Here is a 25395-nt window from a genome sequence, read left to right on the forward strand (position 1 = left end):
ATGAATCTGATCAGAACCAGTTTATCCCTTTCTTTAATGGGTCCAGCGTTGGTGTGGGCTCAAGACATGCCTTTCGAAGCACCACCATTGCAACCATCACAAATGGACTTTGGTGGTGTCGGCTTAATGCAGATGCCAACAGGTCGTATGGCACCTGAAGGCGAGTTTAACTTTGCTGTTACCGGCAGCGATGAGTACCTTTTCTATAATGTCACACTACAAGTGATGCCATGGTTAGAAACGACCATCCGCTACACCATGGTGAATGATCTCTTTTATAGTGATGATCCAAGCTTCTCGGGTGATACCAAATACACTGACAAAGGCATCGATTTTAAAGTTCGACTTTTGCAAGAGTCAGAGTACTTGCCAGAGCTTTCTGTGGGTGTGCGTGACTTTGCAGGCACCGGTCTTTTTGATGGTGAGTTTGTTGCTGCAACAAAACGTTACTCTAACCCAAACCTTGGTACCTTTGATTTCACTTTAGGTATGGGCTGGGGCTACTTAGGTACGCGCGACAACATCAGCAACCCAGCTTGTAAGCTGTCCGATAGTTTCTGTGAACGTCCTTCAGATTTCAAAAATAACGGCGGAAGTGTGGATTTTGAACGTTGGTTCAAAGGTCCTGCAGCACTCTTTGGTGGTGTAGAGTATCAAACTTTGCACGCACCACTGCGCTTTAAGCTTGAATACGATAGCAACGATTACAGCGAAGATTTCCCTGTAGTACGCGGTGGTGTAGACATGACACCTCATACACCTTGGAACTTTGGTGTTTTGTATCGTTTAGGACATATGGCAGATTTTCGTTTGAGCTACGAGCGCGGTGATACGTTAGTTGCAGGCGTAAGCCTTTACACAAACTTCAATGATATGCCGTCTTTCTGGCGTGATGCTCCAACTCCAGAAGTTGAAGACAAACAACCAGAGCAACTGTCTGATGTAGATTGGGAACGCGTTACCGAGGAGCTGGATAAGATTGCTGGCTACCAAAATACCCAACTCTATGTTGAAGACAATACCGTCTCGATTGTTGGCGAACAGAAAAAGTATCGTGATCGCAACGAAGCTCATGAAAAAGCGGCGGCAATCCTTTACAACGAAATGCCAAACAACATTGATACCTTTACTATTAATGAACGTAGTGGTGGATTAATCGGTGATCAAACGGCTATCTCGAAAGAGAAATTCCGAGACTTCACTGAAGTAAACTACCTCACTCCTAGCATTGAAGATGCAACTTCAAAAGGAAATGAAAAACCACAAGGTAATCCTATCTACGACGGTTTTGAGCGTTTCGATTATGGTTTTTCCCCGCAACTGGTTCAAACACTGGGTGCTGCTGAAACATTTTACTTCTTTAGTGTGGGACTTAAAGGTGAAGCCTCTTATTGGCTGACAGATGACTTAGAAATAGGCGGTGCTCTTTATTGGGATTGGTACAACAACTACGACAAGTTTAACTACGTCACTCCGCCGGATGGCACTTCGATACCTCGTGTACGCACGATGTTTAGGGCCTATAGAGATGAATATCCTGTAACTATGCAGAATCTTCAATTAACTTGGTTCAAAGAGTACTCAGATACCATGGACCAACAGTTCTACGCTGGTTATCTAGAAAGTATGTTCGCGGGTGTGGGTACCGAATTCTTGTACCGACCGAAAGGCGCAAACTGGGCGATCGGTGCGGATGTTAACTTGATCTCTCAACGCGACCCGCAAAGTTACTTCGGTGTGTACGATGAAAAGTGGCAGTATGTTCCAGAATACGGAGATCCTTTCCAAGTTATTGATAAAGGCTTCACAGGTTTCGTTTCTGCGTATTACTACCCCCAATGGGATTTTCTATCCAATTTGATGGTACAAGTAGATGTGGGGCAGTTCCTCGGTGGTGACGTCGGTACTCAAATAAACATAGCTAAGCAGTTTGACAGTGGCGTAATCGCCGGTGCTTACGCTTCGTTTACGAATTTAACTGCAGAAGAGTTTGGTGAAGGCAGTTTTACTAAAGGTCTCTACATTTCGATTCCATACGATATCATGACAGTGAAACCAAGTAACAATAGAGCAAACTTCTCTTGGCAACCAATCACTCGTGATGGTGGTCAGAAGCTAAATAGAAAATACGAACTTATTCAATTAACAGACGAGCGCAACCCTTGGTACCAAAGACCAAACGCGTCAAACGCTGAATAACAACACTATTTAAGGGAGCTTCGGCTCCCTTTTGTTTATACCCAAGCGCTCTATACCTTTCTTTTCCTTCCAATAGCGCTAATTTCTGTTTCTTGCTAGAATTCCTGAGAAAATTTTAATCTATGGTGGAAGTCTTATGATCATCGTAACTGGTGGTGCTGGCATGATCGGCAGCAACATTGTTAAAGCACTGAACGAAGCAGGTATTAACGATATTCTGGTTGTCGACAACCTAAAAAATGGCAAGAAGTTTAAAAACTTAGTTGATCTTGATATCACAGATTACATGGATCGTGATGACTTCCTTACTCAAATCATGGCAGGTGACGACTTCGGCCCTATCGAAGCTATCTTCCATGAAGGCGCTTGTTCTGCGACAACCGAGTGGGACGGCAAATACATGATGCTAAACAACTATGAGTACTCAAAAGAGTTGCTTCATTACTGTCTAGATCGTGAAATTCCATTCCTGTACGCGTCATCAGCAGCAACATACGGCGAGACAGAAACGTTTGTTGAAGAACGTGAATACGAAGGCGCACTCAATGTATACGGCTACTCAAAGCAGCAATTTGATAACTATGTGCGTCGCCTATGGCAAGATGCTCAAGAGCATGGTGAACAGCTTTCTCAAATCACTGGTTTCCGCTACTTCAATGTGTACGGTCCGCGTGAAGATCACAAAGGTAGCATGGCATCGGTAGCCTTCCACCTAAATAACCAAATCAATGCAGGTGAAAACCCTAAACTATTTGCTGGTAGCGAATCATTCAAACGCGACTTCGTTTACGTTGGTGATGTGTGCAAAGTTAACCTTTGGTTCCTAGAAAATGGTGTTTCTGGCATCTTCAACTGCGGTACTGGTCGTGCAGAATCTTTTGAAGAAGTGGCAAAAGCAGTGGTCAAACACCACAACAAAGGTGAAATCCAAACCATTCCGTTCCCTGATCACCTAAAAGGCGCTTACCAAGAATTCACTCAAGCGGACCTAACTAAGCTTCGTGCAGCTGGTTGTGATGTAGAATTCAAAACGGTAGCAGAAGGTGTTGCTGAATACCTAGCGATTCAAAACCGTTAATTCCCTTCAAAGGTGGTAGTTAACTCTCTACCACCTTTACTCTGATACGATTACTAGTATCATTTCTACAGACCCCCAATCGCCTTTCTTCAAAAATATAGGTACTTAAAACTTCATGACTAATCAACGTGATGATTTCGATCCTAAAGCTTATAACCCTGAATTTGAGCGCCACTTTTTAGCGCCGAAGTATTGGGGTACGTGGATAGGCGTTGTCCTTTCTTTGCCGCTTGCTTTATTACCTTTAGGGGTTCAAAAATGGCTAGCAAAAACCATCGCGAAGAAACTGGCTAAATCGCACAAAGGTCCGGCTCACCGAGCTCGAGTCAACTTTGAGCTGTGCTTCCCAGAGAAATCATTTGAAGAGCGCGAAGTACTGATTGAAAAAACACTTTATACCGCAGCATTGTTCTTTTTCCGTTTCAGCTTACTTAGCTTACGTTCATCTAAATGGTTACAGCAGCGTTGCCAGATCCGAGGTTTAGACATCCTTCAAAAACACATCGACAATGATGAGAAAGTCATTTTGATGGTTCCACACTCATGGGCGATTGATATTCCTGCGGTGTTACTTGCTTCGATGGGAATGCCCGTCTCTGCGATGGCAAAAAAGCAGAAAAATGAAGTTGCAGATTGGCTAATGCACGAACAACGCGTGCAATATGGCGGTCGCGTTTATGAACGCTCTGGTGGTGTTAAGCCGTTTTTGAAATCAGTTCGTGACGGTTACATTGGCTATTACTTACCCGATCAGGATCATGGTCCTGAACACAGCGTTTTTGTCGATTTCTTTGCAACCAGAAAAGCAACGCTCCCAGGCTTAGGTAAAATTGCCAAACTATCACGCGCTAAAGTGTTACCTATGTTTGCTTCTATGAATACAGAAGATGGTACGTTTGATATCGAAATCTTACCGGCGTTTGAATTAGACAAGGGCGAAGAACAAGATGCTCGCACTTGTAACCAAGCGATTGAGTACTTTGTAGCAAATAAGCCTGAACAATACATGTGGGTGTTGCAGCTTTTACACTCTCAAGAAGATGGCAATAATTATTACAATTTGTTTAAACCAAGATATAACAGCGACTGGAAAGTGCAGTGAAAGTATTTGTCGTAAGCTTGGCGAGATCACTGGATCGCCGAGAACGTATTGAAGAAAAGTTAAAACAACAGGGCATTGAGTTTGAATTTTTTGATGCCGTAGATGGATCTATTGACGGTTTTCTTCATTCAGAAAAAAGCCGTCCAGCCATAACTCAGCGCCGCAAAGGGTATCAATTAAAAACCAGTGAAGTTGCTTGCTTCTCAAGCCATTACGAGTTGTGGGTTCGCTGTACTGAGCTCGATGAACCGATCATTATCTTAGAAGATAACGTCGACCCTGTAGAAGGATTAAAGCAAGTACTCACGCATACCCTTCCGCTGACTTCTACTTATGACTACATCAAGCTGTCTGCCACTCAGAAGCGTGCATTCACTCCAATCATACCGATTGATGATAGTCATATGCTAGGAGGCTACTCTGCTGGGACTTGTGGTACCACCGCTTATATTGTCACACCGAAAGCAGCCTCTAAGTTTGTTAAGCATGCTCAAGAGTTTATCGAACCGGTAGATGACTACATGGAAAAACCATGGCGTCATAATGTTCAGACTTACAGTGTTGCCCCAGATCTTTTCACTAGAGCTCAAATCGCTTCAACGATTGGCGCTAAAAGAAAAGACAAGTCGAAGATGACCGTACCTAATAAGATCTACGCAGAACTCTTCAGAACCTACGAATCCATTCTTAAGTTTATGTACTGGAAGAACAAAGCATGAAAATACTCATCATCGGACCGTCTTGGGTTGGTGATATGGTGATGTCACAGTCACTGTACATCGTTTTAAAGCAACTTCATCCAGAAAGCCAAATTGATGTAATTGCACCTGGTTGGTGTAAACCAATTCTTGAGCGCATGCCAGAGATCCACCAAGCCATTGAAATGCCTATTGGTCATGGTGAGTTCAACTTATTGGGTCGTCGAGAAATTGGTAAATCACTACGAGAAAAACAGTACGACCACGCCTACATCCTGCCGAAGTCTGCAAAGTCAGCACTGATTCCTTGGTTTGCTAATATCCCACTCCGCACTGGTTGGAAAGGTGAAATGCGCTACGGTCTACTCAATGACTTGCGTCCAAATATGAAATCTTTCCAGTTTATGGTTGAGCGCTATGTTGCATTAGCCTATTCACAAGCGGAGATGATCGACTCTTCTTCTCTGGGCGGTTTAGAAACATTGCCTCGCCCTAGCCTGTTTATTGATAAACAAGAACAAAGCGCTACGATTTCTAAGTTTAATCTCAACCAAGAATCTCCTGTTGTTGGTCTATGCCCTGGAGCGGAATTCGGTCCCGCGAAAAAATGGCCCGAAGCGCACTATGCAGAAGTGGCAATTCAAATGGCGAAATCAGGGCATCAGGTATGGTTGTTTGGCTCTCAAAAAGATCTCGAAACCTGCAACAACATCAAGCAATTAGTACCTCAAGAACATCAGCATCAGATTCACGTTCTAGCAGGGCAAACAAGCCTGATTGAAGCGGTTGATCTTCTGGCGGCTTGCCAGACCGTTGTTGCGAACGACTCAGGTCTGATGCACGTGGCAGCGGCCGTTGGCTGTAATGTCGTGGCGGTCTATGGCTCCACCTCACCGAAATACACGCCACCACTTGCAGAGAAGGTAGAGATTGTTCATACGGACATTGACTGCCGTCCATGCTTTAAGCGCGAGTGTCAGTTTAAGCATTTGAAGTGCTTAACTGAGTTATCGCCAAAGCAAGTTTTGGATAGTATTCAAAAACTAGAAGCGATCGCTGTTGGCTCATGTTAATTCGTATTCTCTATACTCTCTTGCTCACAATCGCATCGCCTTTCCTATTGTTTGGCTTATACAAAAGTAAGCCAAACAAACCCAAATTTGGTCAACGTTGGAAAGAGCACTTTGGTATTACTCCGAAATTAACAAGCGACGAAAAGCCGATTTGGATACATGCAGTCTCTGTCGGCGAAAGCATTGCTGCTACGCCTTTTATTAAGGCGCTTAAAGAGCAAAACCCTGAGCAGCCTATTCTGGTTACGACCACGACGAGTACCGGAGCGGAACAGATTGCTAAGCTGGGTGATTTAGTTGAGCACCGCTATATGCCAATTGACTTCGCCTTTGCGGTAAAACGCTTCCTGAAGACAACACAACCGAAGCAAATGCTGATCATCGAGACGGAGCTATGGCCAAATACGTTAAACGAGGTCCATAAAGCCGGTATCCCTATCAGCGTGATCAATGCCCGCTTATCGGAAAAATCATGTAGCAACTACGCCAAAGTTCAGCCTTTGTTTAACCTGATGTTGCCATGCCTAACTCAAGTTCTTTGTCAGACAGAGTCAGACGCAAACCGTTTTGAACGACTGGGGGTTGATAAAGACAAACTGAAAGTCACTGGCTCTATTAAGTTTGATATTCAAATCTCGGATGATGTGAAAGAAAAGAGCAAAATACTAAGGCAAGAGCTAGGTCAAAATCGCCCTGTGTGGATTGCAGCAAGTACTCATAAGGGCGAAGACGAACAAGTCTTGGCAGCACATAAAAGAGTGTTAGAGTCACACCCAGGTGCACTTTTGATCCTTGTACCTCGTCACCCAGAACGTTTTGATGATATGTACGACCTCTGCCAACAACAAGGCTTTGAAACCGTACGTAGAACCACACAAGAGAACGTGGCTAATTCAACTCAAGTCTATCTCGGCGATACAATGGGAGAAATGCTTCTATTGTTAGGGGCTGCAGATATCTGCTTTATGGGTGGCAGCTTGGTTGGAGATAAGGTTGGTGGACACAATGTATTGGAGCCTGCAATACTAAAAAAAGTCGTCATCACCGGCCCTAGCTATTTCAACTTTAAAGACATAGTAAATGATCTGATACAGGCAAATGGGATGTTAGTATCCAAAGATTCTGCTGGCATTGGGAATCACCTAACACATCTTATTTCTGAACCACATTCACAACATGTTTATGGTCAAAATGCCTACGAATATGCCGTTAAAAATCAGGGGGCATTAGCCCGGACGATTAAGCACGTGACAATCTAGCTCTAAAAAAGCCAGCATAATTGCTGGCTTTTACATAACAACGAAGCTGATTAGGTCAGAATTACTCTTCTGTCTGATCGCTTCGTAGAGAAACTAAAGTTTCGTTGATTAAAGTGCTCGATGTACCTTCCGTGTACGGAAAGTAAATAACCTTACACCCAACAGCTTCTAAATCTTTCTCATGCTCTTGCCATTTTGGCGTTTCATACCAGTCATCACCTACGAATAAGTAGCTTGCGTGGTTCTTTTTCGCAGCCGCAGCTTTGTCCATGTTCTTTTGAGGAATAGCAACATCAACATATTTGCAAGAGCGTACAACTTCAATACGCTCATGGTAAGGGATTACTGATTGTTTTCCTTTATAAGAAACCAGTTCATCCACTGTAACACCTACGACTAGTTTATCGCACATAGCTTTAGCATTACGCAGAAGGTTAACGTGACCAACATGGAAGAGGTCGAAAACACCGCTCGTGTAACCAATAATCATTTCAATAGAACCTTTAAATTTTCTTCAAACCACAATTCATATGATGATAACGATCGCGGGTTATCAAATACTTTTGTTAGATCAACTGGAAAACCAACTTTTTTCTCATAGGCAAACTCATCACCTTTTAATGGTGCGATCAAACCACGTAACGGTAACTTACCTAAGGAACCATTCATCAATTGACTAGCACTAAATTTAATTGCTGCCTCAAATACGTGATGGTTGGCTATCGGATCTCGACCTTCAATTCCCGCAGCCATTAATGCGAAATCTAAGCGCCTGAAAAGCACTGGCATGTGATACTTGATAAAGAAGTAGCGAACCTTCTCAAATGGAGAAAGATGCTCTAGCTCATCAAATAACATCGAAAAGTGCTTGTAAGTTTTTGTGCCTTTATCTGGCACTTTGTAGCAATAGAAATTCAAGAAGGTATCAAGATCAAACGAATCACAAGTTGCTGCCCAATTGAATACTCTGTCATAACCACCAAAGAACTCATCAGCACCTTCACCAGAGAGAAGTACTTTCACGCCATCTGAAGCGGCAACTTTTGAGATCCTGTATAAAAGGACTTCGTTTGGCACTGACATTGGCTCACCACGTAAAGCGATTAGCTCGTCAAAACACTGTTTGTACTCAGCAGGGTCACATTCATAGATAGTAAGGTTGGGAATATTTTGAGACTTAAGAAAAGTAATATCCTCATCGCCTTTAAAACCAATTGTGTATAGCTTTTCGATATCAGAGAGTTGATGTATTAGATTACTGTCGATCCCTCTGCTCATCAAAAGACCGACTTTGGCATCAGCAACCAGTCGGCTGTTGATACCATCTTTGACATGCCTTTCCAGTTCATCTTGCGATACTTCTGTGTACTTTTGAAAATAATCTAAGCTTTCAAAATAGCATCCGTTAACAAAACATGAGCCCGGTTCAACAACAGAAACACCGTCAAAATATGAGCCACTGAAAATGGGAGCTCGAGCAGCATGATATTCTTCAACTGCTTGAGGGTTAACAGGTAAGTCAAAGAGCTCTTTGAGAACATTAGGTTCCGAAGAAAAAGATATGCCGTCATCTGATTCAAAGTAAAAAAGTGGTTTTACACCAAACTTGTCTCTACATGCATGTTGGAGAGTACCTTCAGGGTTGACATATACAAATGCAAAAAAACCATCTAGTTCATTCTCTAGAAGCTTACCTGAAACGATAAGATCACTTAAAAGCGTAGTATCACTCGTATACTCTCGTTCAAAGTACTTAAAACCTAACTCTTTGTAGTTAAGAATCTCACCATTAAAAACTAACATTCCACCCTTTCCATCAATGACTGGCTGGTTACTGCCTGAGCCAAGTTCAATGATAGAGAGTCGAGAGTGATAAGCTTTCCAGCCAGAGTGCTCTACTAAACCAGAAGAACAATCAGGCCCTCTAAAACGCAAGCAATCTTCAATGATCTTACTATGCTCTTGCGTTACTTGAGGTTCATTAGAGATAAAAATACCGCACATGTTATGCCTTACTTCAAATTGAGGTAGATTTGGCTGTACCGAGATGCCATCATCCTCTATGATCCCACCATCTCGGCTAGAGCCTAAATATTGCTCCATAGTTTACACTAGAACGACTCAAGGTTATAGAATGGGGCTGCTTTCTGCGGTAAAAGACTTCAAGGTTCACAACATGTCATTAAAAACACTTTTCAAGACGCTAAAAAAACAGATTAAGTATCAAAAAAAGATTATCCAAGACAACCAACGGGTCAAAAGAATAAAGAGAAAAGACAAGATCAAAGTTGGATTTTTTGTTTTACATCATAGTGTATGGAAAAGTGACCCAGTTTTCAAAGCAATGTTAGAAGATGATTATTTCGAACCATTTATTTTCATCTGCCCTGTAAATAATATTGAAGATAATCAAGCGATCGAAGATATAAAAACGAATGTTAGCTTTTTTGAAAAGAAAGGATATCCTGTCGTAAGTTCTTATGATGAAAATAGTTCGAACTGGGTAGATATAGATTCATTAGGTATTGATCTTATATTTTTCTCTAACCCTCATAAACTAACTAAAAAAGAATACTACGCAAAAGCATATAGTAAATACCTATCAGTTTATATTCCTTACGCCCACCAAGTATCTAAATACAATAATTATAAATCACAGTACAATCAAGATTTTCACAATATGATGTGGGCTATCTATGCACCTCACTTCGATGACATGGATATATTCAAAGAATACGCTATTCAAAAAGGAAAAAACGTCATTGTGACAGGTTACCCTTCCATGGAGCCTTTGCTTGAAGATAACCAGCCTAACGAGAGCCCTTGGAAGCAACAAGAGAATACAAAACGAAAAGTTATCTTTGCTCCACATCACACTATCGACACACCTGAACTTCCATATAGTACTTTCATCAAGTTTTCTGATGTTATTAAAGAGCTTTCTGAAAAGCACAAAGATGATATTCAATGGGCTTTTAAACCACACCCATTATTAAAAGAAAAACTGTACCATCATACTGATTGGGGCAAAGAAAAAACCGACGAATATTATGATTACTGGAAAAACTCCCAGCACTGTCAACTGGAAGAAGGGGATTATTACGATCTATTTAAATCTTCAGATGCAATGATTCATGATAGTGGCTCTTTCTTGGCAGAGTATCTCTATGTTAAAAAACCTGTATTATACTTATCTCTTAGTGAAGACATTCGAAATTATCAAAATGCGTTTGGTAACAAAGCCTACGATTGTTGTACAAAAGGTCATTCTGAAAAGGATATCAATCAATTTATAAGTGAAGTTATTGATGGAACAGCAAAAGTTGATAATACATTTTTAGAAAATGATATTTTGGTTCACTTTGCTGACAAGACACCAACTCAAAAAATAATATCTCACATAAAAGAAAAACTAATGGATAGCCCCAATTAGGGGCTACTTCATTCTTCGCAAGACTTTAAATGCATTATGAAAATCACCAGTTTTCAAAAGGTAAGTCAGAGTATATATATATAGCTTTGACTTATTGTATGGAATTCCCATCATAAACTTAGCTATCTTCACTCTTTTTTCTATTGCGCTTACTACTTGTGCATTTGGCTTACTGTTAACATCGACTAAATTCATTTCGAGGTCTTTCAGTTCTCTTTCAGCATTGACAACTATATTTCTATACTTATCTTCGTATGTTGTCTTACTAAAATCAGAAACCCCACCGACTCGGTACTTCAACCATAGCTTGTGTTCATAATGGGTTCCATTTAAAAGAAAAGCTCGAATGACATTAATTCTGTCTTCGTTTATCAAACCAAAATCATACGGCTCAAACAAGTCCAAAATTTCTGCGCTATACGCGGCACAACAACCATTAACTATGCACTTTCTATTGATTATGTTGTCTAGGGAGTACGGTTTAATAGAAACGCCTTCTGATTTAAAGCTTTCGATAACTTCGCCACACTCAGAGATTTTCTCAAAGCCACCAATAATCAAAGACGGTTTATTATTGTTGACCCAAGCAGAGTATGTTTGCTCTACTCTCTCCGGATAAGCAATGTCGTCACCAGCTTGAACAATTATCAGCTTTTCGGAAAACTTTCCTCTCAGGGAATTAATTTGGCTAACAAGACCAATATTTTTCTCATTGTGTCGATATTCGACATTCAAGCCTTCTGGCGCAGCATCGATCTCTTGAAGTATAAGATCGTGACTCTTATCGGGAGAGCAATCATCTAATACTAAAACCAAGCCTGGCCAAGCTGTTTGGTTGAATATCGATCTTAGACTCTCTCTTATATACTCTTCTTGCTTATAGCAAAATAATACATAAACAACATCATCTAGAATCTTCACATTACCTTTCCTCATCAATCGATTTGAAAGCTATTGATTGCATCGACAACAAGTGCTTTTTCTTCGTCAGTCAAACACGGAGACATCGGCAATGATAATACTTCGGTCTGCAATTTCTCAGTAATAGGCAAAACAAGATGGTTGTATTGTTTGTACGCCTGCTGCTTATGAGGTGCTATAGGGTAATGTACTTGCGTTTGAATTCCGTTATCCGCAAGGTGAGCTACTAACTCATCGCGGTATTTCGTTCGTATAACGAACAAGTGCCAAACATGAGATTCTGGTTCATCGATTAATGGTAATTCGATGAGAGGATTCGTCATATTTGACAAATAAAACTCAGCTAGATTACGTCTTGCTTGCGTTTGTTTTTCCAAATATTTCAACTTAACCCGGAGCATCGCTGCTTGGATTTCATCAAGGCGGCTATTTTGCCCAGGATAGATGTTTTGATACTTAACATGAGAGCCATAGTTTCTTAGAGCTTTCAAGGTATCTGCAAGCGTATCGTCATTGGTTGTGATAGCACCACCATCACCTAATGCACCTAGGTTTTTTCCTGGATAAAAGCTAAAACCGGATGCATCACCAAATGCTCCAGATCGAGTATCTTCTAAGCTTGCACCATGAGATTGAGCACTATCTTCTAAAACGAGTAAGTCGTACTTTTTAGCGATATCAAGAATTACTGGCATATCCGCTAATTGACCATATAAGTGGACTGGCAAAATAACTTTGGTCTTATCCGTAATCGCTGCTTCAATTGCAAGTGGACAGATATTGTGAGTCTTCTCATCCGGTTCAACAAATACAGGAGTTAGTCGAGCTTCAGTAATTGCTAGAACAGAGGCAATATATGTATTTGCTGGAACGATAACTTCATCACCATCCTTGATTTTTCCTAGCTCTCGCCATGCTTTCAAGGTTAAAGTTAATGCATCAAGCCCATTTGCTACTCCAATACAGTGCTTAACACCGCAGAACTTCGCAAATTCACTTTCAAAACTTTCCGTCTCAGAACCAAGAATATACCAACCAGAATCGATAACCCTGTTGCAAGCCTCTTTAAGCTCTTGCTTATATTCATCGTTTAGTGTTTTAAGGTCGAGAAAATTAACCATTTATATTAATCTCATAAAAGTCATGAACAACAGCTCTTGCACCAAAAGCTTCTTTTTGAAAAATAAGACCTGTATTTAAATACTTACCATTGTCTTCGTTGGAGTTACCAAAATCAAAATAGCTTTTTTCTGGATACACTTCAGTAATCAAGTGATGAATAACCAAATCCAACGCACCTAGTTTTCGTCCTAGATCATTTGACGCAAGATATTGACAGTGAACGATATTTTCATTCTCAAATACGACTGAACCAGCCAGAACTTCATCTTCATGATAAGCTAAGTAACATTTAATATTATCTTTAAAAATAGAACCAAGATGGGTAATTTCATCCAAAGTATGAACTGGATTTACACCATGTTGTTTCGACAATACATCATTTAGCAACTTCCAGTATGCATCAAAGCTATCAACTTCTTTAATGGTTACACCATTTTTGATTGCTTTTTTGAAGCTACGACTTCTATGGTATGGCAACCTGTTGCTCATAAAGATAGTTGAACTTACATCTCTTCGGTATAACTCAGCATTGATTCTAAAAAGTGCGTACAAATCTTCTTCACAAGCATTATCTGAATATATGTATGGCATCTTTTTGTAGATTAACTTATCCATTCCTTGAGACTTGTAGTACTCGAGAACGACAGAAAAAACTTGCAACATTTTCTCCGTTGTCATTAACCCACAACTCAAAAAACCACCAAAAGTTAAGCCTTGATGAGTGAAAATGGTAGTGCCAGATTCATTTGCAGGAAGCAAAGATATAATTCTATTTTTATCATCAAATATCATCAATGAATGATCATTGAATCTATCCTTGTGATACTCCATGTAATCTCTATTAAACATGAAGTGTTTATTTCTACATTTAGATAAGTATAAATCCCAATCGCTCTTAAACTCATCTGAATATCTTGTAACTCTCATCGAAAATGACCTGGTTTAAACACTGTTAAAATCAATCTGAAACTCTAATATTGTTAACGTTTTCAACTGCTAACAAAAAATCACTATAATTTCGAATATAATCGGCTTCATCATAGAAGTCGCTTGCAACAACCATCAACACACAATCTTCTGAAAAGTCGTGCATCTCTCGCCATTTAAGCCCTTTGATATGCAGACCGACATCCGGAGAAGATAACGTCACCCGCTCCTTCGTTGTCCCGTCATCAATCAAGAACGTAACACTACCTTTCATACAAATTGCAACTTGCTCTAAATCGTAGTGAGCGTGAAAACCTCTTGATAACCCACTTTGAGTATCAAAAATGTAGTAAATACGCTTGATATCAAACGGAATGTTTTTATTTTGCTCTAATGAGATCAAAGAGCCTCGCTCATCACCCATTTTTTGGAAAGAAATCAGCTGTATATTAGACATTTATTCTTCCAATAACTCTAGAAGGTAGCGCCCATAATCATTTTTGGACAACGCTTTACCCGCCTTCTGGATTTGCTCTTTCGTTAACCACCCATGGCGATAGGCAATTTCTTCAAGACATGCCACTTTATAGCCTTGACGTTTTTCGATCGTTTCAACAAAGTGCGAAGCTTCAAGCAAACTGCCATGTGTCCCGGTATCTAACCACGCAAAGCCTCGCCCTAAAATATCAACGGTTAACTTTCCTTTCTCTAGATAAGCTTGGTTGATACTTGTGATCTCAAGCTCTCCTCGGTGAGAAGGCTCAATGGTCTTTGCGATTTTAACGACATCATTGTCGTAAAAATATAAGCCTGTCACCGCATAGTTTGATTTCGGTTCAACTGGCTTTTCTTCAATTGAAAGAGCTCGCATTTGATCATCAAATTCAACGACACCAAAACGCTCAGCGTCTTTTACTTTATAACCAAAAACAGTTGCTCCTTCACTTAAAGCCGCTGCTTGCTGAAGTTTTGGCGAAAAACCCTGTCCATAAAAGATATTGTCGCCTAGAACCAAACACACAGAGTCATCACCGATAAACTCTTCACCAATAATGAATGCTTGAGCTAGACCATCTGGCGTGGGTTGGATTGCGTATTGCAGTTCGATACCAAAGTCAGAGCCACCACCAAGCAAGCGCTGAAAACCTTCTTGGTCTTCAGGAGTGGTAATCACCAAAATCTCACGAATACCAGCAAGCATAAGTACTGACAGTGGGTAGTAGATCATTGGCTTATCGTATACAGGCAGTAACTGCTTAGAAACGCCTCGTGTGATTGGGTATAAACGCGTACCAGAACCACCAGCAAGAATAATACCTTTCATTATTCACCCGCTCCTAATCGTTCAAGACTGTATGAGCCATCAAGCACACGTTGCCACCATTGCTGGTTATTTAGATACCATTCAACGGTTTTTCGAATGCCACTTTCGAATGTTTCTTCAGGCGTCCAGTTCAGCTCTCGAGCAATTTTTGTTGCATCAATTGCATAGCGTACATCATGACCTGGTCGATCTTTCACATACGTGATCAACGATTCATAAGATTCAACACCTGCAGGTTTGTTTGGTCGAAACTCTTCAAGTAACGAGCAAATGGTTTTCACTACTTCAATGTTCGCTTTTTCATTGTGACCACCGATGTTGTATGTCTCGCCAATTTCACCTTCTGTCACGACTTTGTAGAGTGCGCGAGCATGATCTTCGACGAACAGCCAATCACGGATTTGCATACCATCACCGTACACAGGTAACGGCTTGCCATCCAAGGCATTCAAAATCATCAGTGGGATCAGTTTCTCTGGGAAATGGTAAGGTCCATAGTTGTTCGAGCAGTTGGTCACCAACGTAGGAAAACCGTAAGTGCGTTGCCACGCTCGAACAAGATGATCGCTGGACGCTTTAGAAGCAGAGTACGGGCTACTCGGCGCATAGGATGTAGTTTCAGTAAACAAATCATCCGTACCTTCTAGGTCACCATACACTTCATCAGTAGAAATATGATGGAAACGGAAAGCGGCTTTGCGTGTCTCATCCAGTGTCGACCAATATTGACGAGCCGATTCAAGAAGGTGATACGTCCCCATGACATTGGTTTCAATAAATGCCGCAGGTCCATCAATGGAACGATCTACGTGCGATTCAGCCGCAAGGTGCATCACGAGATCAGGTTGATGCTTTGCAAATACGCGATCAAGCTCGTCACGTTGACAGATATCAACATGCTCAAAATGGTAACGTTCACTATCCGATACTTCCGCTAAGGACTCTAAATTGCCAGCGTAAGTCAATTTATCTAGGTTAATGACGGTATCTTGGGTATCACGAATGATGTGTCTTATGACTGCAGAGCCAATAAAACCAGCACCACCAGTTACTAGTATTTTCATTATGAACGTTACCTGCTTAATATTGTGCTCACGTAAAGCACGAGAAATCTTGTTTAATTGTAGTTAAATGTGCGCTTAAACTACGCCACTTGGCTTACCTTAATAAGATAGCCAAGTCTAAATTTTTGATTGTTCGTCGTTGGCACCTAACGACTTAAAGAGTACGCCTTTTCAAGCACAGCGAAGTCGCTTTCTTGCCAATGTATTTGACGTTTGTTCAGCTCTTTCAGAAACGAGCGCTTCAAACGCTCTAAGTTGCCTTGCTTCCAATCACCATCCGGTTGCTGAGAGCATTTATCAAAATCGATGATCCATACCTTTTCTTGCTCATCAATTAAGATGTTATGAATGTTCAGATCGGTATGGTTCACGTTGACGTTGTGCATCTTGGCAATTTCTTGCCCTACCTTCTGGTACATCGCTTCCGGTAATGGGTTTTCTTGCAAAATACTGACCAAGTCTTTGGCGTTGGGAATTCTTTCGCTCAAAAGATCCGCTTGGTAAGTTAAGCCCGTTTTAACTGCGCGCGCAGCAATCGGTCGAGGGACATTCACACCAGACTCAATCAGCACTCTGAGCAGATTAAACTCTTGTAGGCTACGAGTCTGCTCCCATCCAGTAAACCAATAGTGATCTTCAACCAACTTGCCAAATAAACCACCACGGCGGTAATGACGCAAAGCAGCTTGCATAGTATCAAGTTGAACAAACCATGTGGTTCCACGTCCGGATGCGCTGCCCACCACTTTATCTTGCTCTTGCCAATATTGGGCATCAAACAACGCTTGGCTTGGGTCAGTGATGATTTCATCATCAAACCACACCATGCTATTGCCTTGTTGATAACTCTGAGTCATGTCGAAAGTTGCCGTTAGATTTTATTAAAAGTAGTGGCTGATAAGAATATACAGCCATGTAAAGCCAGCAAAAAATAGCGCAACCATCACTGCGGCTGAGCCAATGTCTTTTGCTCGCCCACTCAGTTCATGATGCTCGACACCAATTCTATCAACAACGGCTTCAATGGCAGAGTTAATCAGTTCAACGATAAACACTAACACTACAACGCCTAACATGAGAATGCGTTCTACAACACTTAAATCAAATACACACACCAATGCAATCGCAAGTACCAGCATGGCTAATTCTTGCCTGATGGCTGCTTCATGTTTAAACGCTGCTTTCAGCCCTTTTGCAGAATATCCAGCCGCTTTGATGACGCGCGTCAAACCCGTGTTTCCAGGTTTACCTGAGTTCAATGATTGGTGTTGTTTTGTCTTTGACATTAAGAGGGGCTCGTCAGTACTCATTATAGAAGCGGTGTATTTTACATTTATTGGGGATGTCTGCATAATTTACCTGCATCTATTTATCTTATCAGACAATAACTATGTTCACTTCTGCCCCTTCTTCACTCTGTATATTGCGTTTATCCGCCATCGGCGACGTTTGTAATACCATTGCGACGGTTCAAGCGATTCAAAAACAATGGCCTGATACCCATATCACTTGGATTACTGGCAAGCTTGAAGCTCAGTTGCTGCAAGCGATAGATGGTGTTGAAGTGATTGTGTTTGATAAAAAAGCAGGTCTTGATGGTTATAAGTCATTGTGGAAGCAGCTCAAAGGACGCAAGTTCGATGCTTTGCTTCATATGCAATATGCCATTCGAGCGAGCGTGGCGACGTTAGGTATTAAAGCGAAGTACAAACTTGGGTTCTCTTCTGACCGTAGCCAAGACTTTCAAACTTTGTTCACCAATGTCAAAGTTCCTTCACCAAGCTCTTTGCATGTTGCGGATGGTTTAATGGCGTTTGCCCATCAAATTGGTGTGCCTCAGTCAGAACTTACTTGGTCATTGTCGTACTCAGAGCAAGATGCTCTCTGGGCAGAAACTAAGATTTCAGAAACTAAGGTCTCGAAAACTCAGCGCCAAGCTGGTAAGCCGAATCTATTGTTGGTCCCGGGGGCAAGCAAAGCTTATAAGAACTGGAATGCAGAAGGTTATGTTGATGTTATCAACCACGCTCGAGAGAAAGGCTGGAATGTCATCTTAGCGGGTAGCCCAGCGAAAGTGGAAGTCGACTTAGCTGAGCGCATTCAATCTTTACTTACAGAGCCTTGCTTAAACTTGGTTGGAGAAAGCTCCATCATGCAAATGCTGGCACTGATTGATAAGGTTGAGATGGTGATTGCACCAGATACTGGTCCTGCCCACATGGCAAGTGCAATGCAAACTCCAATTATTGGCTTGTATGCTCACCATAACCCTGTCCGTGTTGGTCCTTATAACTATTTGAAATACGCCGTTTCAGTGTATGAAGAGACCATTTTTGCAGAGACTGGAAAAACCAGCCAAGAGCTTAGCTGGCGAACGCGAGCAAAAGATGAAAAAGCGATGAATCGTATCACGAGTGATCGTGTAATGGTTATGTTTGATCAAGTCGTAGAAGATTTGTATCCCCAATATCAGTAAACTCCCCCTATATAAGATTGTTTAAGAAGGAAACCAACTTGTCTAAACCCACTTTAGCCGTTGCCTTAATCGTGAAAAATGAAGAGAAGCATCTACAAGCTTGTCTAGACACAGTGAAAGATTGGGCTGATGAGATTGTCCTTCTTGATTCAGGCAGTACTGATCGCACTGAAGAAATCGCCAGACAATATACCGACAAGTTTTACACCAACTTGGAGTGGCCAGGATTTGGCAAACAGCGCCAACTTGCTCAGCAATACGTAACCGCAGATTATGTGCTTTGGTTGGATGCCGACGAACAAGTCACGCCAGAGCTGAAAGAAAGCATTTTAAAAGCCGTTGAGAATGACGAGCCAAACACACTGTACAAAGTGAATCGTCTGAGTGCCGCGTTTGGTAAATTTATCTACCACTCAGGATGGTCACCAGATTGGATCGTTCGTCTCTACCGCACCAGTTATACCCACTACAATGATGCTTTAGTGCATGAAAAAGTCGAAGATAAAGGCTTTGCAATCAAGAAACTGGATGGCAGATTACACCACTATACGTACGAACACCTCCATCATTACATCAACAAAACCACAGGTTACCTCAAAGCTTGGACAGACGAGCGAGAAGGCAGGAAAAAATCCGGTCTCAGCACGGCAATCATCCATGCATTAGCCAGCTTTTTGAAGATGTACATTCTTAAGCGTGGTTTTCTTGATGGTAAGCATGGCTTCATCCTTGCGTGGTTAAGCATGCATTCTACCTTCGTTAAATACATCGACTTATACTTACGCGAACAGGCGAAAAAACAATGAAAACGACTTTAATTATTACCACTTATAACTGGAAAGAAGCCTTAAAATCCGTGTTAGAAAGTGTAAAGCGCCAAACCGTTTTGCCTGATGAAGTTATTGTGGCAGATGATGGTTCTCGTGAAGATACCAAAGCAATGATTGACCAAATGCGTGAAGGTTTTCCGGTTCCACTGGTACACAGTTGGCATGAAGACAATGGCTTCCAGCTTTCTATGAGTCGAAACCGTGCAATCGCTAAAGCATCAGGCGATTACCTAATCATGATCGATGGCGACATGGTATTGTCACAAACCTTTATTGAGTCCCACAAACGCGTGGCAAAACCAAATTGGTTTGTTCAAGGTGGTCGAGTTCTGACTGACGAAGCGTGCAGCCGTGAAATTATGGAAAACGGATTGGTTCCTTCTGTATTTAGCAAAGGGATCCGTAACCGTAAGAACTGCATCACAAACTCATTGCTATCGAACTGGTTCTCATACGAACGCAACAACGATAAGGCGACTCGCGGCTGTAATATGGCGTTTTGGCGACAAGATGTTATCGAGGTGAATGGCTTCAACCAAGATTTTGTCGGTTGGGGACGTGAAGACAGCGAATTTGTTCATCGCATGCTTAACTCAAACAAGTCACGTCTTTACCTAAAATTCGCCGGTGTGGGTTACCACTTATATCACGTAGAAAACTCTCGTGCGTCATTGGGTCAAAACGATGAGATCTTAGATAACACCATTAAAAACAAACTTAAGCGTTGCGAAAACGGTGTTGACCAATTTCTAGAAGCGTAAAAACTTTAGAAGCTTATAAAAATATGAAAGGGGCGTTTCGCCCCTTTTTTATTGTTGTTGAGATAAGGTGAAGTACTTATCGGCAACCATCAATGAGATCAAACGCTCTTTACGTTTATCTTTAAACTGCTCAACCCATTGGTGCGCATTCTCAATGATCGCTAATGCTTCTTGCTCATTCGCTAAGTAATAGTCCATCTTTTCAGGCAAATCCGAATAATCATCTTTCACTTCAACATAGTGGATGCCAGCTTCTAGCTTACCTTCCATAAACCATGTTTCGTACTTAGGCTTTGACATAATAACCAATGAGTTCGAGGACATTGCCCACTTCAGGTTGGTTGCGACATCATTGCCTTCAATACACAACAAGAACTTGTATTGAAGCTGCTCCTCAATACTCATAAAGCCTTTTTCCCAAGGCTGTCCTTCTTGTGGTCGAGTCTGACCAATATTGCACTGCGGATGATCGTAGAAAGCATGAATTACCGTTTGACGGTGAGGCTGAAAACCGACGCCTCGCCACGCCACCATGTCTTTCTTATCTCGGTAGCTCATTTCGTCATCCACAAATTTAAAGTGACGAATTTGATTCAGCTTTAAAACGATAGAATTCTGATTGTCACCATGGATAGGACGACTTTTAATAAAGCTCGGCACATTAGGAATATGCGTCACATCACCATTGATGTAGTTAAACGTAAACTCAGATGGGAAATAGCGTATAACTTGGCGCGTATCGAAAAAATAAGTCCAACCTTTTGTTTTTTTGAACTCACCAATCTTAGCGTAACTCTGCTCTCGGCTATCGACCGAAAACAACTGTTCACACTTGTTGTAATAATTCACTCGCTCAAGACAGTACTGCTTCTCCGCTTCAGTCAGAGTCGAAAGTAAACGTTTTGCTTGCTCTCGATAGACAAAACGAGGGATCAGCATCGAGAGAGCGTTTGAGAAATAATAAGGAAACTTACTGTCTTTCATTTACTTTCTTCTCGATAGCCTTAGCCACTGCCGCAGGAACAAATTGTTCAATACTGCCACCATGGATGGCAACCTCACGTACGATGGTCGACGATAAAAAAGCAAACTCTTCTTCAGGGGTCAAAAATACACTCTCAATCCCAGGCAATAACTTGCGATACATGTTGGTCAAACCAAACTCATACTCAAAATCGACCGTTGTTCTTAACCCACGAATCAATACTTTAGCCTGCTCTTGACGAGCAAAGTCCACCAGTAACCCAGAAAAGCCTTTCACTGTTACACCAGGTAAATGCGCCACTACCTCTTCCATCAAAGCAACGCGTTCTTCCAATGTGAACATCGTATTCTTTGAAGGGCTTGCTGCGACTCCGATAACGACTTCATCGAACATTTCATGGGTGCGCTCGATAAGATTTAAGTGACCATTGGTAACTGGGTCAAATGTTCCTGGGTAAATGACTTTCATAGGATGTACTGATTTATTCAAAACTGTATGAATTATTGAAGGAAAGGTCGGCGATTACAACTGCTTGATAGAAATACACCGGAGACGATCTTATTTCTACTGCTGACACACATTGCAAAAGAAGGTATTACGTTGCCCTATTTTCTGCTCTTGGAGAGCTTCACCGCACTCTGGACATGGCTCTCCGGCTTTTCCGTAAACTAATAACTCTTGTGCAAAGTAACCAGGTTTGCCGTCCGCTTGGGCGAAGTCTTTAAGTGTAGTTCCACCTTGCTGAATCGCGATTTCTAACGTAGCTTTGATGTTCTCCACCAGTAATCGCCACTCTTTCTTAGTTAGTTTTCCTGCTGGGCGAGTTGGGTGAATGCGGGTTTTAAATAAAGACTCATTGGCGTAAATATTCCCAACGCCAACCACCACTTTATTGTCCATAATGAACTGTTTAACCGCAACACGCTTACCTTTGGCTTTGTCTGCCATATATTCAGCGTTGAACTCCTCGGTTAAAGGCTCAGGTCCCATATGATCTAACACGGTGTGAGACTCATTAGGAGCGCTCCAAAGCCAAGCACCAAAACGACGCGGGTCGTTGTAGCGTAGCACTTTGCCATTGGTGAGTTTAAGGTCAACATGATCGTGCTTTGCCGCAGGGAAGTCAGCGTCGAGTACACGCAATGATCCAGACATGCCAAGGTGAACAATCGCTGTACCTTGGTCAGTATCAATCAATAAGTACTTGGCACGACGACGAATATTACGAATAACCTGCCCTTCCAAAAGCTTAAGCTCTTGAGGAATATCCCAACGTAGCTTCGGAGTACGAAAAACAAATGCCTTGATCGTCTGCCCAATCATATGAGGGCTGATCCCCATTCGGCTTACTTCAACTTCTGGTAATTCAGGCATTTGACTCTCCTTAACAGCGTCAGAAACAACATTAGTGAGCGCTTAGCATAATAGAAAAGCAGCATGACAAACACAGTTTCAGCGAAAGGTTATTACGCAACTTTTACTTAGGCATGATGTAGTTACCATCAACAGAAATGGCGATCCACTTGTCTTGCCAATTTTTAAATAGCCAAAAATCGTCAAGGCGGTAAAAGGTGATACGTTGTGGCTCTTCCAAACCTTGATACCAGACTTCGATGCTTTCCGGCGATGAAAGACGAGGCTTTAACTGTTCATACTGCTGAGAGTTGAGTTCTGTGCCTTCAAGTGATTGCCAGCGAGTCACTATTTCTTGTACGGGGATATTGGCTTTAATGTTGGATTGCCACTGTCCATTTTGCTTGTCTAATTCCCAACCAGCATAGTAAATGGCACTGACATCATGATCGGAGCGCAACAAGTTTGGATACGGATCCACTTGTTCATCGATAAGGTAGGTTTTGATCCAAGTTGGCGCATTAAGGATCACCATGAACACGATGATGCCTAAGATTAGAATATTGTTCCAACGACGGCGGCGGTGCACCTTTTTAGACATAATTCACCTCATCGCGTAAATCAGCAGCAGCTTAACCAAGCTGCTGCTATTTAGAGAATCTACATTAAACTATGATTGAATCGGATCATCTTTTAACGTACTTAGCGGAACTAATTTACCTTCTCCATTATTCACTTCCGGCACATCCGCATGTGAAGAGAAGAAAGAAGGTAACGCATCCAACCTCTGACTGGAGACACCCATCAATTCAGAGATTGCTTTGATCATTGTGAAGCCATTACGTGGATAATCAACTACTTTTCGTTCATTGAAGTCCGAACCAATGACAAACAAAGGCACTTCGTAAGATTGTTTTACCGATGGATCATGACGCAAGTTTTCACCACTATTGCGATGCCCAAGTCCGTGATCGGAAACATAAATCAAGTTGTATGGCAGCGACTGCTTCCCAGCAAGTTGGTTAATTTTCTCTAGCATTGTGTCTGTTTGCTTTATCGACTCAATGTAACAAGAGATCTTGCTGCCATTGAAGTCAAACTCAACATCACCTTCCACACGATCACAGAAACCTGGGTGTGAGCCAATTAAGTGGATCACAATCAATTTTGATTTATCGTCACTCGACAGCGCTTTTTGAATGCTTGGCAGCAGTGTGCTGTCATAAACGTTCGAGTCTCTAAAGCTACCACTGCGTGTAAAGGAAACATGCTCAGCATAGTTAGCAATTGAACTGATCCCGGTATCGAATTCTCCCATTCGACCCTGGTTAGAAATCCAATAGGTTTCCACACCAGCCATTTGCGCTAAGGTGTTGATGTTGTTATTCAGCTCAATATCAAGACCATCATTCATTGTGACGTAGCGCATTACCGAAGTGAACGTGTTCGGACCTGGGGACAAAAAGTTTGTCCAAAGCTGCCCTTTGGCCGTCGACATAAACGGCGTGTTTTCCATCGGCAGACCATACGCATTCATGTAGTCTTTTCGTACGCTTTCACCAATCACAAAAATGGTGTTCTTAGCCTCGCTCGGTGTTTTAGTAATTTGCCAAGAGGCTGGGATTTCACGTTGAGCCATGATCTCTGCATTGTATTGATGGTACATGTTGTACGAATCAAACCAATCAAAGATAAATCGAACTGGTGGGTAACGCATGTAAGAGAGCAATGCATGCGTGTAGTCGCTATTAACATTACGGTCTTTAATGGTGCGAATAGGCTTATCTAAGAGTAAGAACGAAAACAAGATCAGGCAGAACACTGATGTTTTACGACCTTTAAGTTGTGGTACCCATTTGAACAGGTAAAAGGACGCTGCAGCGAAAAGTGCCGCGACTGCCAACGTTTTGAGCTCCAAGTCATTAAAGAACTCAAGCGCTTCTGAAGGGTTGGTCTCAATCAGTGAAGAAATGATGGTCAAATTAGGATGACCATAATTCCAAGAAACAGGAATATAGAAAGTCGCAGTCACAGCTAACAAGGCATATACCCAGTGACCAATACGATGAGCTTTAAGAAAAGCAATCGTAATCGACATTAAGATAAGACAGTCCGCTTTTATTTCATAACCCAGTGCGGCACTAAACATCACAGCTAAGATAATTAATGCAACAAACTTCAAGGCTTGTAACCCTAAATGCATACTTACTTTACTCCTATAACTACAGCAAATAATAAAAAACCCAGCTCGAGAGCTGGGTTTTTTAAATCGTCAAAGAGACAAAATCAATTATTTGATTTTCGCTTCTTTGTACATAACGTGCTGGCGTACAACTGGATCAAATTTCTTGATCTCAAATTTGCCTGGCATGTTACGCTTGTTCTTATCAGTTGTGTAGAAGTGGCCTGTACCTGCTGAAGATACTAGACGGATTTTCTCACGAACGCCTTTCTTTGCCATTGCCTATTTCCTCTTAAACGTTTTCGCCACGTGCACGCATATCAGCAAGAACAGTATCAATACCCTTCTTGTCGATGATACGCATACCTTTTGCAGATAGGCGTAGTTTAACAAAACGTTTTTCGCTCTCTACCCAGAAACGATGAGTTTGTAGGTTCGGCAGAAAACGACGCTTAGTAGCATTTCGTGCGTGTGAACGGTTGTTACCCGTTACTGGACGCTTACCAGTTACTTGGCATACTCGTGACATGAATGTCTTCTCCAAAATCGTTTCAGCTCGATATCAACCTTGGTGGCCGAACCTCTCTATTTCTTGGAAAGAAGTTAGA

General features: G+C 41.7%; 27 protein-coding genes. 10 read left to right on the plus strand and 17 right to left on the minus strand.

Translation table 11 applies throughout. The annotated features are described in order from the left end of the window. The 6 genes from OH463_RS08000 to waaA all read left to right on the plus strand — a co-directional run bounded on the left by OH463_RS08000 (position 1) and on the right by waaA (position 7409). Positions 1-2199, plus strand: coding sequence for a YjbH domain-containing protein (locus OH463_RS08000; RefSeq protein ID WP_269990964.1), 2199 nt, complete (start codon positions 1-3; stop codon positions 2197-2199). A gap of 136 nt (positions 2200-2335) precedes the next feature. Then, the gene (gene rfaD / locus OH463_RS08005) at positions 2336-3277 is read left to right on the plus strand and encodes an ADP-glyceromanno-heptose 6-epimerase (RefSeq protein ID WP_005449311.1); all 942 of its coding nucleotides are present in this window, start codon (positions 2336-2338) and stop codon (positions 3275-3277) included. Positions 3278-3392: 115 nt separating this feature from the next. Then, positions 3393-4379, plus strand: coding sequence for a lauroyl-Kdo(2)-lipid IV(A) myristoyltransferase (gene lpxM / locus OH463_RS08010; RefSeq protein WP_269990965.1), 987 nt, complete (start codon positions 3393-3395; stop codon positions 4377-4379). After that, a complete protein-coding gene (locus OH463_RS08015; protein WP_009698936.1) occupies positions 4376-5098 on the plus strand; it encodes a glycosyltransferase family 25 protein in 723 nt (240 codons plus the stop codon). The genes lpxM and OH463_RS08015 overlap by 4 nt, the downstream gene beginning before the upstream one ends. Next, positions 5095-6150: a lipopolysaccharide heptosyltransferase II gene (waaF, locus tag OH463_RS08020; RefSeq protein WP_009698937.1), complete on the plus strand. Its 1056-nt coding sequence runs from the start codon at positions 5095-5097 to the stop codon at positions 6148-6150. Before OH463_RS08015 ends, waaF begins: the two co-directional genes overlap by 4 nt. Continuing rightward, positions 6144-7409, plus strand: coding sequence for a lipid IV(A) 3-deoxy-D-manno-octulosonic acid transferase (gene waaA, locus OH463_RS08025; RefSeq protein WP_269990966.1), 1266 nt, complete (start codon positions 6144-6146; stop codon positions 7407-7409). Before waaF ends, waaA begins: the two co-directional genes overlap by 7 nt. A 61-nt stretch (positions 7410-7470) precedes the next feature. On the opposite strand, the gene OH463_RS08030 is transcribed toward waaA, so the two are convergent. After that, positions 7471-7899, minus strand: a complete 429-nt coding sequence (locus OH463_RS08030; RefSeq protein WP_069218240.1) for an adenylyltransferase/cytidyltransferase family protein — start codon at positions 7897-7899, stop codon at positions 7471-7473. Continuing rightward, positions 7896-9512 (minus strand): asparagine synthetase B family protein, encoded by a 1617-nt coding sequence (locus OH463_RS08035; protein WP_239210496.1) that lies wholly within the window; start codon positions 9510-9512, stop codon positions 7896-7898. Before OH463_RS08035 ends, OH463_RS08030 begins: the two co-directional genes overlap by 4 nt. 73 nt (positions 9513-9585) lie before the next feature. On the opposite strand from OH463_RS08035, the gene OH463_RS08040 reads away from it, so the two are divergent. Then, positions 9586-10842 carry a CDP-glycerol glycerophosphotransferase family protein gene (locus OH463_RS08040; RefSeq protein WP_033008834.1) on the plus strand — a complete coding sequence of 419 codons (1257 nt, stop codon included), beginning with the start codon at positions 9586-9588 and terminating at the stop codon, positions 10840-10842. 3 nt (positions 10843-10845) lie between these two features. Here the strand turns inward: OH463_RS08040 and OH463_RS08045 are convergent, their stop codons facing one another. From OH463_RS08045 to OH463_RS08080, 8 genes are all read right to left on the minus strand, one after another. Next, entirely contained in the window at positions 10846-11763 is a 918-nt protein-coding gene (locus OH463_RS08045) for a glycosyltransferase (RefSeq protein WP_009698942.1), read from the minus strand. A gap of 14 nt (positions 11764-11777) precedes the next feature. Next, a complete protein-coding gene (locus OH463_RS08050; protein WP_009698943.1) occupies positions 11778-12884 on the minus strand; it encodes a DegT/DnrJ/EryC1/StrS family aminotransferase in 1107 nt (368 codons plus the stop codon). Then, entirely contained in the window at positions 12877-13716 is an 840-nt protein-coding gene (locus OH463_RS08055) for a GNAT family N-acetyltransferase (RefSeq protein WP_234331555.1), read from the minus strand. The genes OH463_RS08050 and OH463_RS08055 overlap by 8 nt, the downstream gene beginning before the upstream one ends. A gap of 127 nt (positions 13717-13843) precedes the next feature. Then, positions 13844-14269, minus strand: coding sequence for a sugar 3,4-ketoisomerase (locus OH463_RS08060; protein ID WP_009698945.1), 426 nt, complete (start codon positions 14267-14269; stop codon positions 13844-13846). Beyond that, positions 14270-15136 carry a glucose-1-phosphate thymidylyltransferase RfbA gene (rfbA, locus tag OH463_RS08065; RefSeq protein WP_269990967.1) on the minus strand — a complete coding sequence of 289 codons (867 nt, stop codon included), beginning with the start codon at positions 15134-15136 and terminating at the stop codon, positions 14270-14272. It abuts the gene before it with no gap. Then, positions 15136-16200: a dTDP-glucose 4,6-dehydratase gene (rfbB, locus tag OH463_RS08070; RefSeq protein WP_009698947.1), complete on the minus strand. Its 1065-nt coding sequence runs from the start codon at positions 16198-16200 to the stop codon at positions 15136-15138. Before rfbB ends, rfbA begins: the two co-directional genes overlap by 1 nt. Before the next feature lie 146 nt (positions 16201-16346). Continuing rightward, positions 16347-17057, minus strand: coding sequence for a 3-deoxy-D-manno-octulosonic acid kinase (locus tag OH463_RS08075; protein WP_009698948.1), 711 nt, complete (start codon positions 17055-17057; stop codon positions 16347-16349). Positions 17058-17081: 24 nt separating this feature from the next. Further along, positions 17082-17486 carry a diacylglycerol kinase gene (locus OH463_RS08080; RefSeq protein WP_005449346.1) on the minus strand — a complete coding sequence of 135 codons (405 nt, stop codon included), beginning with the start codon at positions 17484-17486 and terminating at the stop codon, positions 17082-17084. A 104-nt stretch (positions 17487-17590) separates the two neighbouring features. Between OH463_RS08080 and OH463_RS08085 the strand changes: the two genes are divergently transcribed. The 3 genes from OH463_RS08085 to OH463_RS08095 are packed head-to-tail and all read left to right on the plus strand — an operon-like array spanning position 17591 to position 20267. Further along, a complete protein-coding gene (locus OH463_RS08085) occupies positions 17591-18676 on the plus strand; it encodes a glycosyltransferase family 9 protein (protein ID WP_017189984.1) in 1086 nt (361 codons plus the stop codon). A gap of 38 nt (positions 18677-18714) precedes the next feature. Further along, positions 18715-19482 carry a glycosyltransferase family 2 protein gene (locus OH463_RS08090; protein WP_009698950.1) on the plus strand — a complete coding sequence of 256 codons (768 nt, stop codon included), beginning with the start codon at positions 18715-18717 and terminating at the stop codon, positions 19480-19482. Beyond that, on the plus strand, positions 19479-20267 hold the full coding sequence (locus tag OH463_RS08095) for a glycosyltransferase family 2 protein (protein WP_005535598.1): 789 nt from the start codon (positions 19479-19481) through the stop codon (positions 20265-20267). The genes OH463_RS08090 and OH463_RS08095 overlap by 4 nt, the downstream gene beginning before the upstream one ends. 48 nt (positions 20268-20315) lie before the next feature. Here OH463_RS08095 and OH463_RS08100 read toward each other — a convergent pair whose 3' ends face one another. From OH463_RS08100 to rpmB, 7 genes are all read right to left on the minus strand, one after another. After that, positions 20316-21251: a glycosyl transferase family 90 gene (locus OH463_RS08100; protein ID WP_045490674.1), complete on the minus strand. Its 936-nt coding sequence runs from the start codon at positions 21249-21251 to the stop codon at positions 20316-20318. After that, positions 21238-21720: a pantetheine-phosphate adenylyltransferase gene (gene coaD, locus OH463_RS08105; RefSeq protein WP_005449352.1), complete on the minus strand. Its 483-nt coding sequence runs from the start codon at positions 21718-21720 to the stop codon at positions 21238-21240. Before coaD ends, OH463_RS08100 begins: the two co-directional genes overlap by 14 nt. A 96-nt stretch (positions 21721-21816) precedes the next feature. Continuing rightward, positions 21817-22626 (minus strand): bifunctional DNA-formamidopyrimidine glycosylase/DNA-(apurinic or apyrimidinic site) lyase, encoded by an 810-nt coding sequence (gene mutM, locus OH463_RS08110; RefSeq protein WP_005449353.1) that lies wholly within the window; start codon positions 22624-22626, stop codon positions 21817-21819. A 103-nt stretch (positions 22627-22729) separates the two neighbouring features. Beyond that, entirely contained in the window at positions 22730-23206 is a 477-nt protein-coding gene (locus OH463_RS08115; protein WP_005449354.1) for a hypothetical protein, read from the minus strand. A gap of 69 nt (positions 23207-23275) precedes the next feature. Next, the gene (locus OH463_RS08120; protein WP_017817195.1) at positions 23276-24808 is read right to left on the minus strand and encodes a phosphoethanolamine transferase; all 1533 of its coding nucleotides are present in this window, start codon (positions 24806-24808) and stop codon (positions 23276-23278) included. A gap of 87 nt (positions 24809-24895) precedes the next feature. Beyond that, positions 24896-25066 carry a 50S ribosomal protein L33 gene (gene rpmG / locus OH463_RS08125; RefSeq protein WP_004410866.1) on the minus strand — a complete coding sequence of 57 codons (171 nt, stop codon included), beginning with the start codon at positions 25064-25066 and terminating at the stop codon, positions 24896-24898. Positions 25067-25079: 13 nt separating this feature from the next. Continuing rightward, on the minus strand, positions 25080-25316 hold the full coding sequence (gene rpmB, locus OH463_RS08130; RefSeq protein WP_005384783.1) for a 50S ribosomal protein L28: 237 nt from the start codon (positions 25314-25316) through the stop codon (positions 25080-25082). Positions 25317-25395: the final 79 nt, after the last annotated feature.

This window comes from Vibrio sp. NFR, assembly GCF_027587095.1.
In the GTDB taxonomy this organism is placed as follows: Bacteria; Pseudomonadota; Gammaproteobacteria; order Enterobacterales; family Vibrionaceae; genus Vibrio; species Vibrio harveyi.

Excerpts from the sequence above, each read along its gene's own strand:
- OH463_RS08000 (WP_269990964.1), top strand. The coding sequence starts at position 1 with ATGAATCTGATCAGAACCAGTTTATCCCTTTCTTTAATGGGTCCAGCG.
- rfaD (WP_005449311.1), top strand. The coding sequence starts at position 2,336 with ATGATCATCGTAACTGGTGGTGCTGGCATGATCGGCAGCAACATTGTT.
- lpxM (WP_269990965.1), top strand. The coding sequence starts at position 3,393 with ATGACTAATCAACGTGATGATTTCGATCCTAAAGCTTATAACCCTGAA.
- waaF (WP_009698937.1), top strand. The coding sequence starts at position 5,095 with ATGAAAATACTCATCATCGGACCGTCTTGGGTTGGTGATATGGTGATG.
- waaA (WP_269990966.1), top strand. The coding sequence starts at position 6,144 with ATGTTAATTCGTATTCTCTATACTCTCTTGCTCACAATCGCATCGCCT.
- OH463_RS08030 (WP_069218240.1), bottom strand. The coding sequence starts at position 7,899 with ATGATTATTGGTTACACGAGCGGTGTTTTCGACCTCTTCCATGTTGGT.
- OH463_RS08035 (WP_239210496.1), bottom strand. The coding sequence starts at position 9,512 with ATGGAGCAATATTTAGGCTCTAGCCGAGATGGTGGGATCATAGAGGAT.
- OH463_RS08040 (WP_033008834.1), top strand. The coding sequence starts at position 9,586 with ATGTCATTAAAAACACTTTTCAAGACGCTAAAAAAACAGATTAAGTAT.
- OH463_RS08050 (WP_009698943.1), bottom strand. The coding sequence starts at position 12,884 with ATGGTTAATTTTCTCGACCTTAAAACACTAAACGATGAATATAAGCAA.
- OH463_RS08055 (WP_234331555.1), bottom strand. The coding sequence starts at position 13,716 with ATGGAGTATCACAAGGATAGATTCAATGATCATTCATTGATGATATTT.
- OH463_RS08060 (WP_009698945.1), bottom strand. The coding sequence starts at position 14,269 with ATGTCTAATATACAGCTGATTTCTTTCCAAAAAATGGGTGATGAGCGA.
- rfbA (WP_269990967.1), bottom strand. The coding sequence starts at position 15,136 with ATGAAAGGTATTATTCTTGCTGGTGGTTCTGGTACGCGTTTATACCCA.
- rfbB (WP_009698947.1), bottom strand. The coding sequence starts at position 16,200 with ATGAAAATACTAGTAACTGGTGGTGCTGGTTTTATTGGCTCTGCAGTC.
- OH463_RS08075 (WP_009698948.1), bottom strand. The coding sequence starts at position 17,057 with ATGACTCAGAGTTATCAACAAGGCAATAGCATGGTGTGGTTTGATGAT.
- OH463_RS08080 (WP_005449346.1), bottom strand. The coding sequence starts at position 17,486 with ATGTCAAAGACAAAACAACACCAATCATTGAACTCAGGTAAACCTGGA.
- OH463_RS08085 (WP_017189984.1), top strand. The coding sequence starts at position 17,591 with ATGTTCACTTCTGCCCCTTCTTCACTCTGTATATTGCGTTTATCCGCC.
- OH463_RS08095 (WP_005535598.1), top strand. The coding sequence starts at position 19,479 with ATGAAAACGACTTTAATTATTACCACTTATAACTGGAAAGAAGCCTTA.
- OH463_RS08100 (WP_045490674.1), bottom strand. The coding sequence starts at position 21,251 with ATGAAAGACAGTAAGTTTCCTTATTATTTCTCAAACGCTCTCTCGATG.
- coaD (WP_005449352.1), bottom strand. The coding sequence starts at position 21,720 with ATGAAAGTCATTTACCCAGGAACATTTGACCCAGTTACCAATGGTCAC.
- mutM (WP_005449353.1), bottom strand. The coding sequence starts at position 22,626 with ATGCCTGAATTACCAGAAGTTGAAGTAAGCCGAATGGGGATCAGCCCT.
- OH463_RS08115 (WP_005449354.1), bottom strand. The coding sequence starts at position 23,206 with ATGTCTAAAAAGGTGCACCGCCGCCGTCGTTGGAACAATATTCTAATC.
- OH463_RS08120 (WP_017817195.1), bottom strand. The coding sequence starts at position 24,808 with ATGCATTTAGGGTTACAAGCCTTGAAGTTTGTTGCATTAATTATCTTA.
- rpmG (WP_004410866.1), bottom strand. The coding sequence starts at position 25,066 with ATGGCAAAGAAAGGCGTTCGTGAGAAAATCCGTCTAGTATCTTCAGCA.
- rpmB (WP_005384783.1), bottom strand. The coding sequence starts at position 25,316 with ATGTCACGAGTATGCCAAGTAACTGGTAAGCGTCCAGTAACGGGTAAC.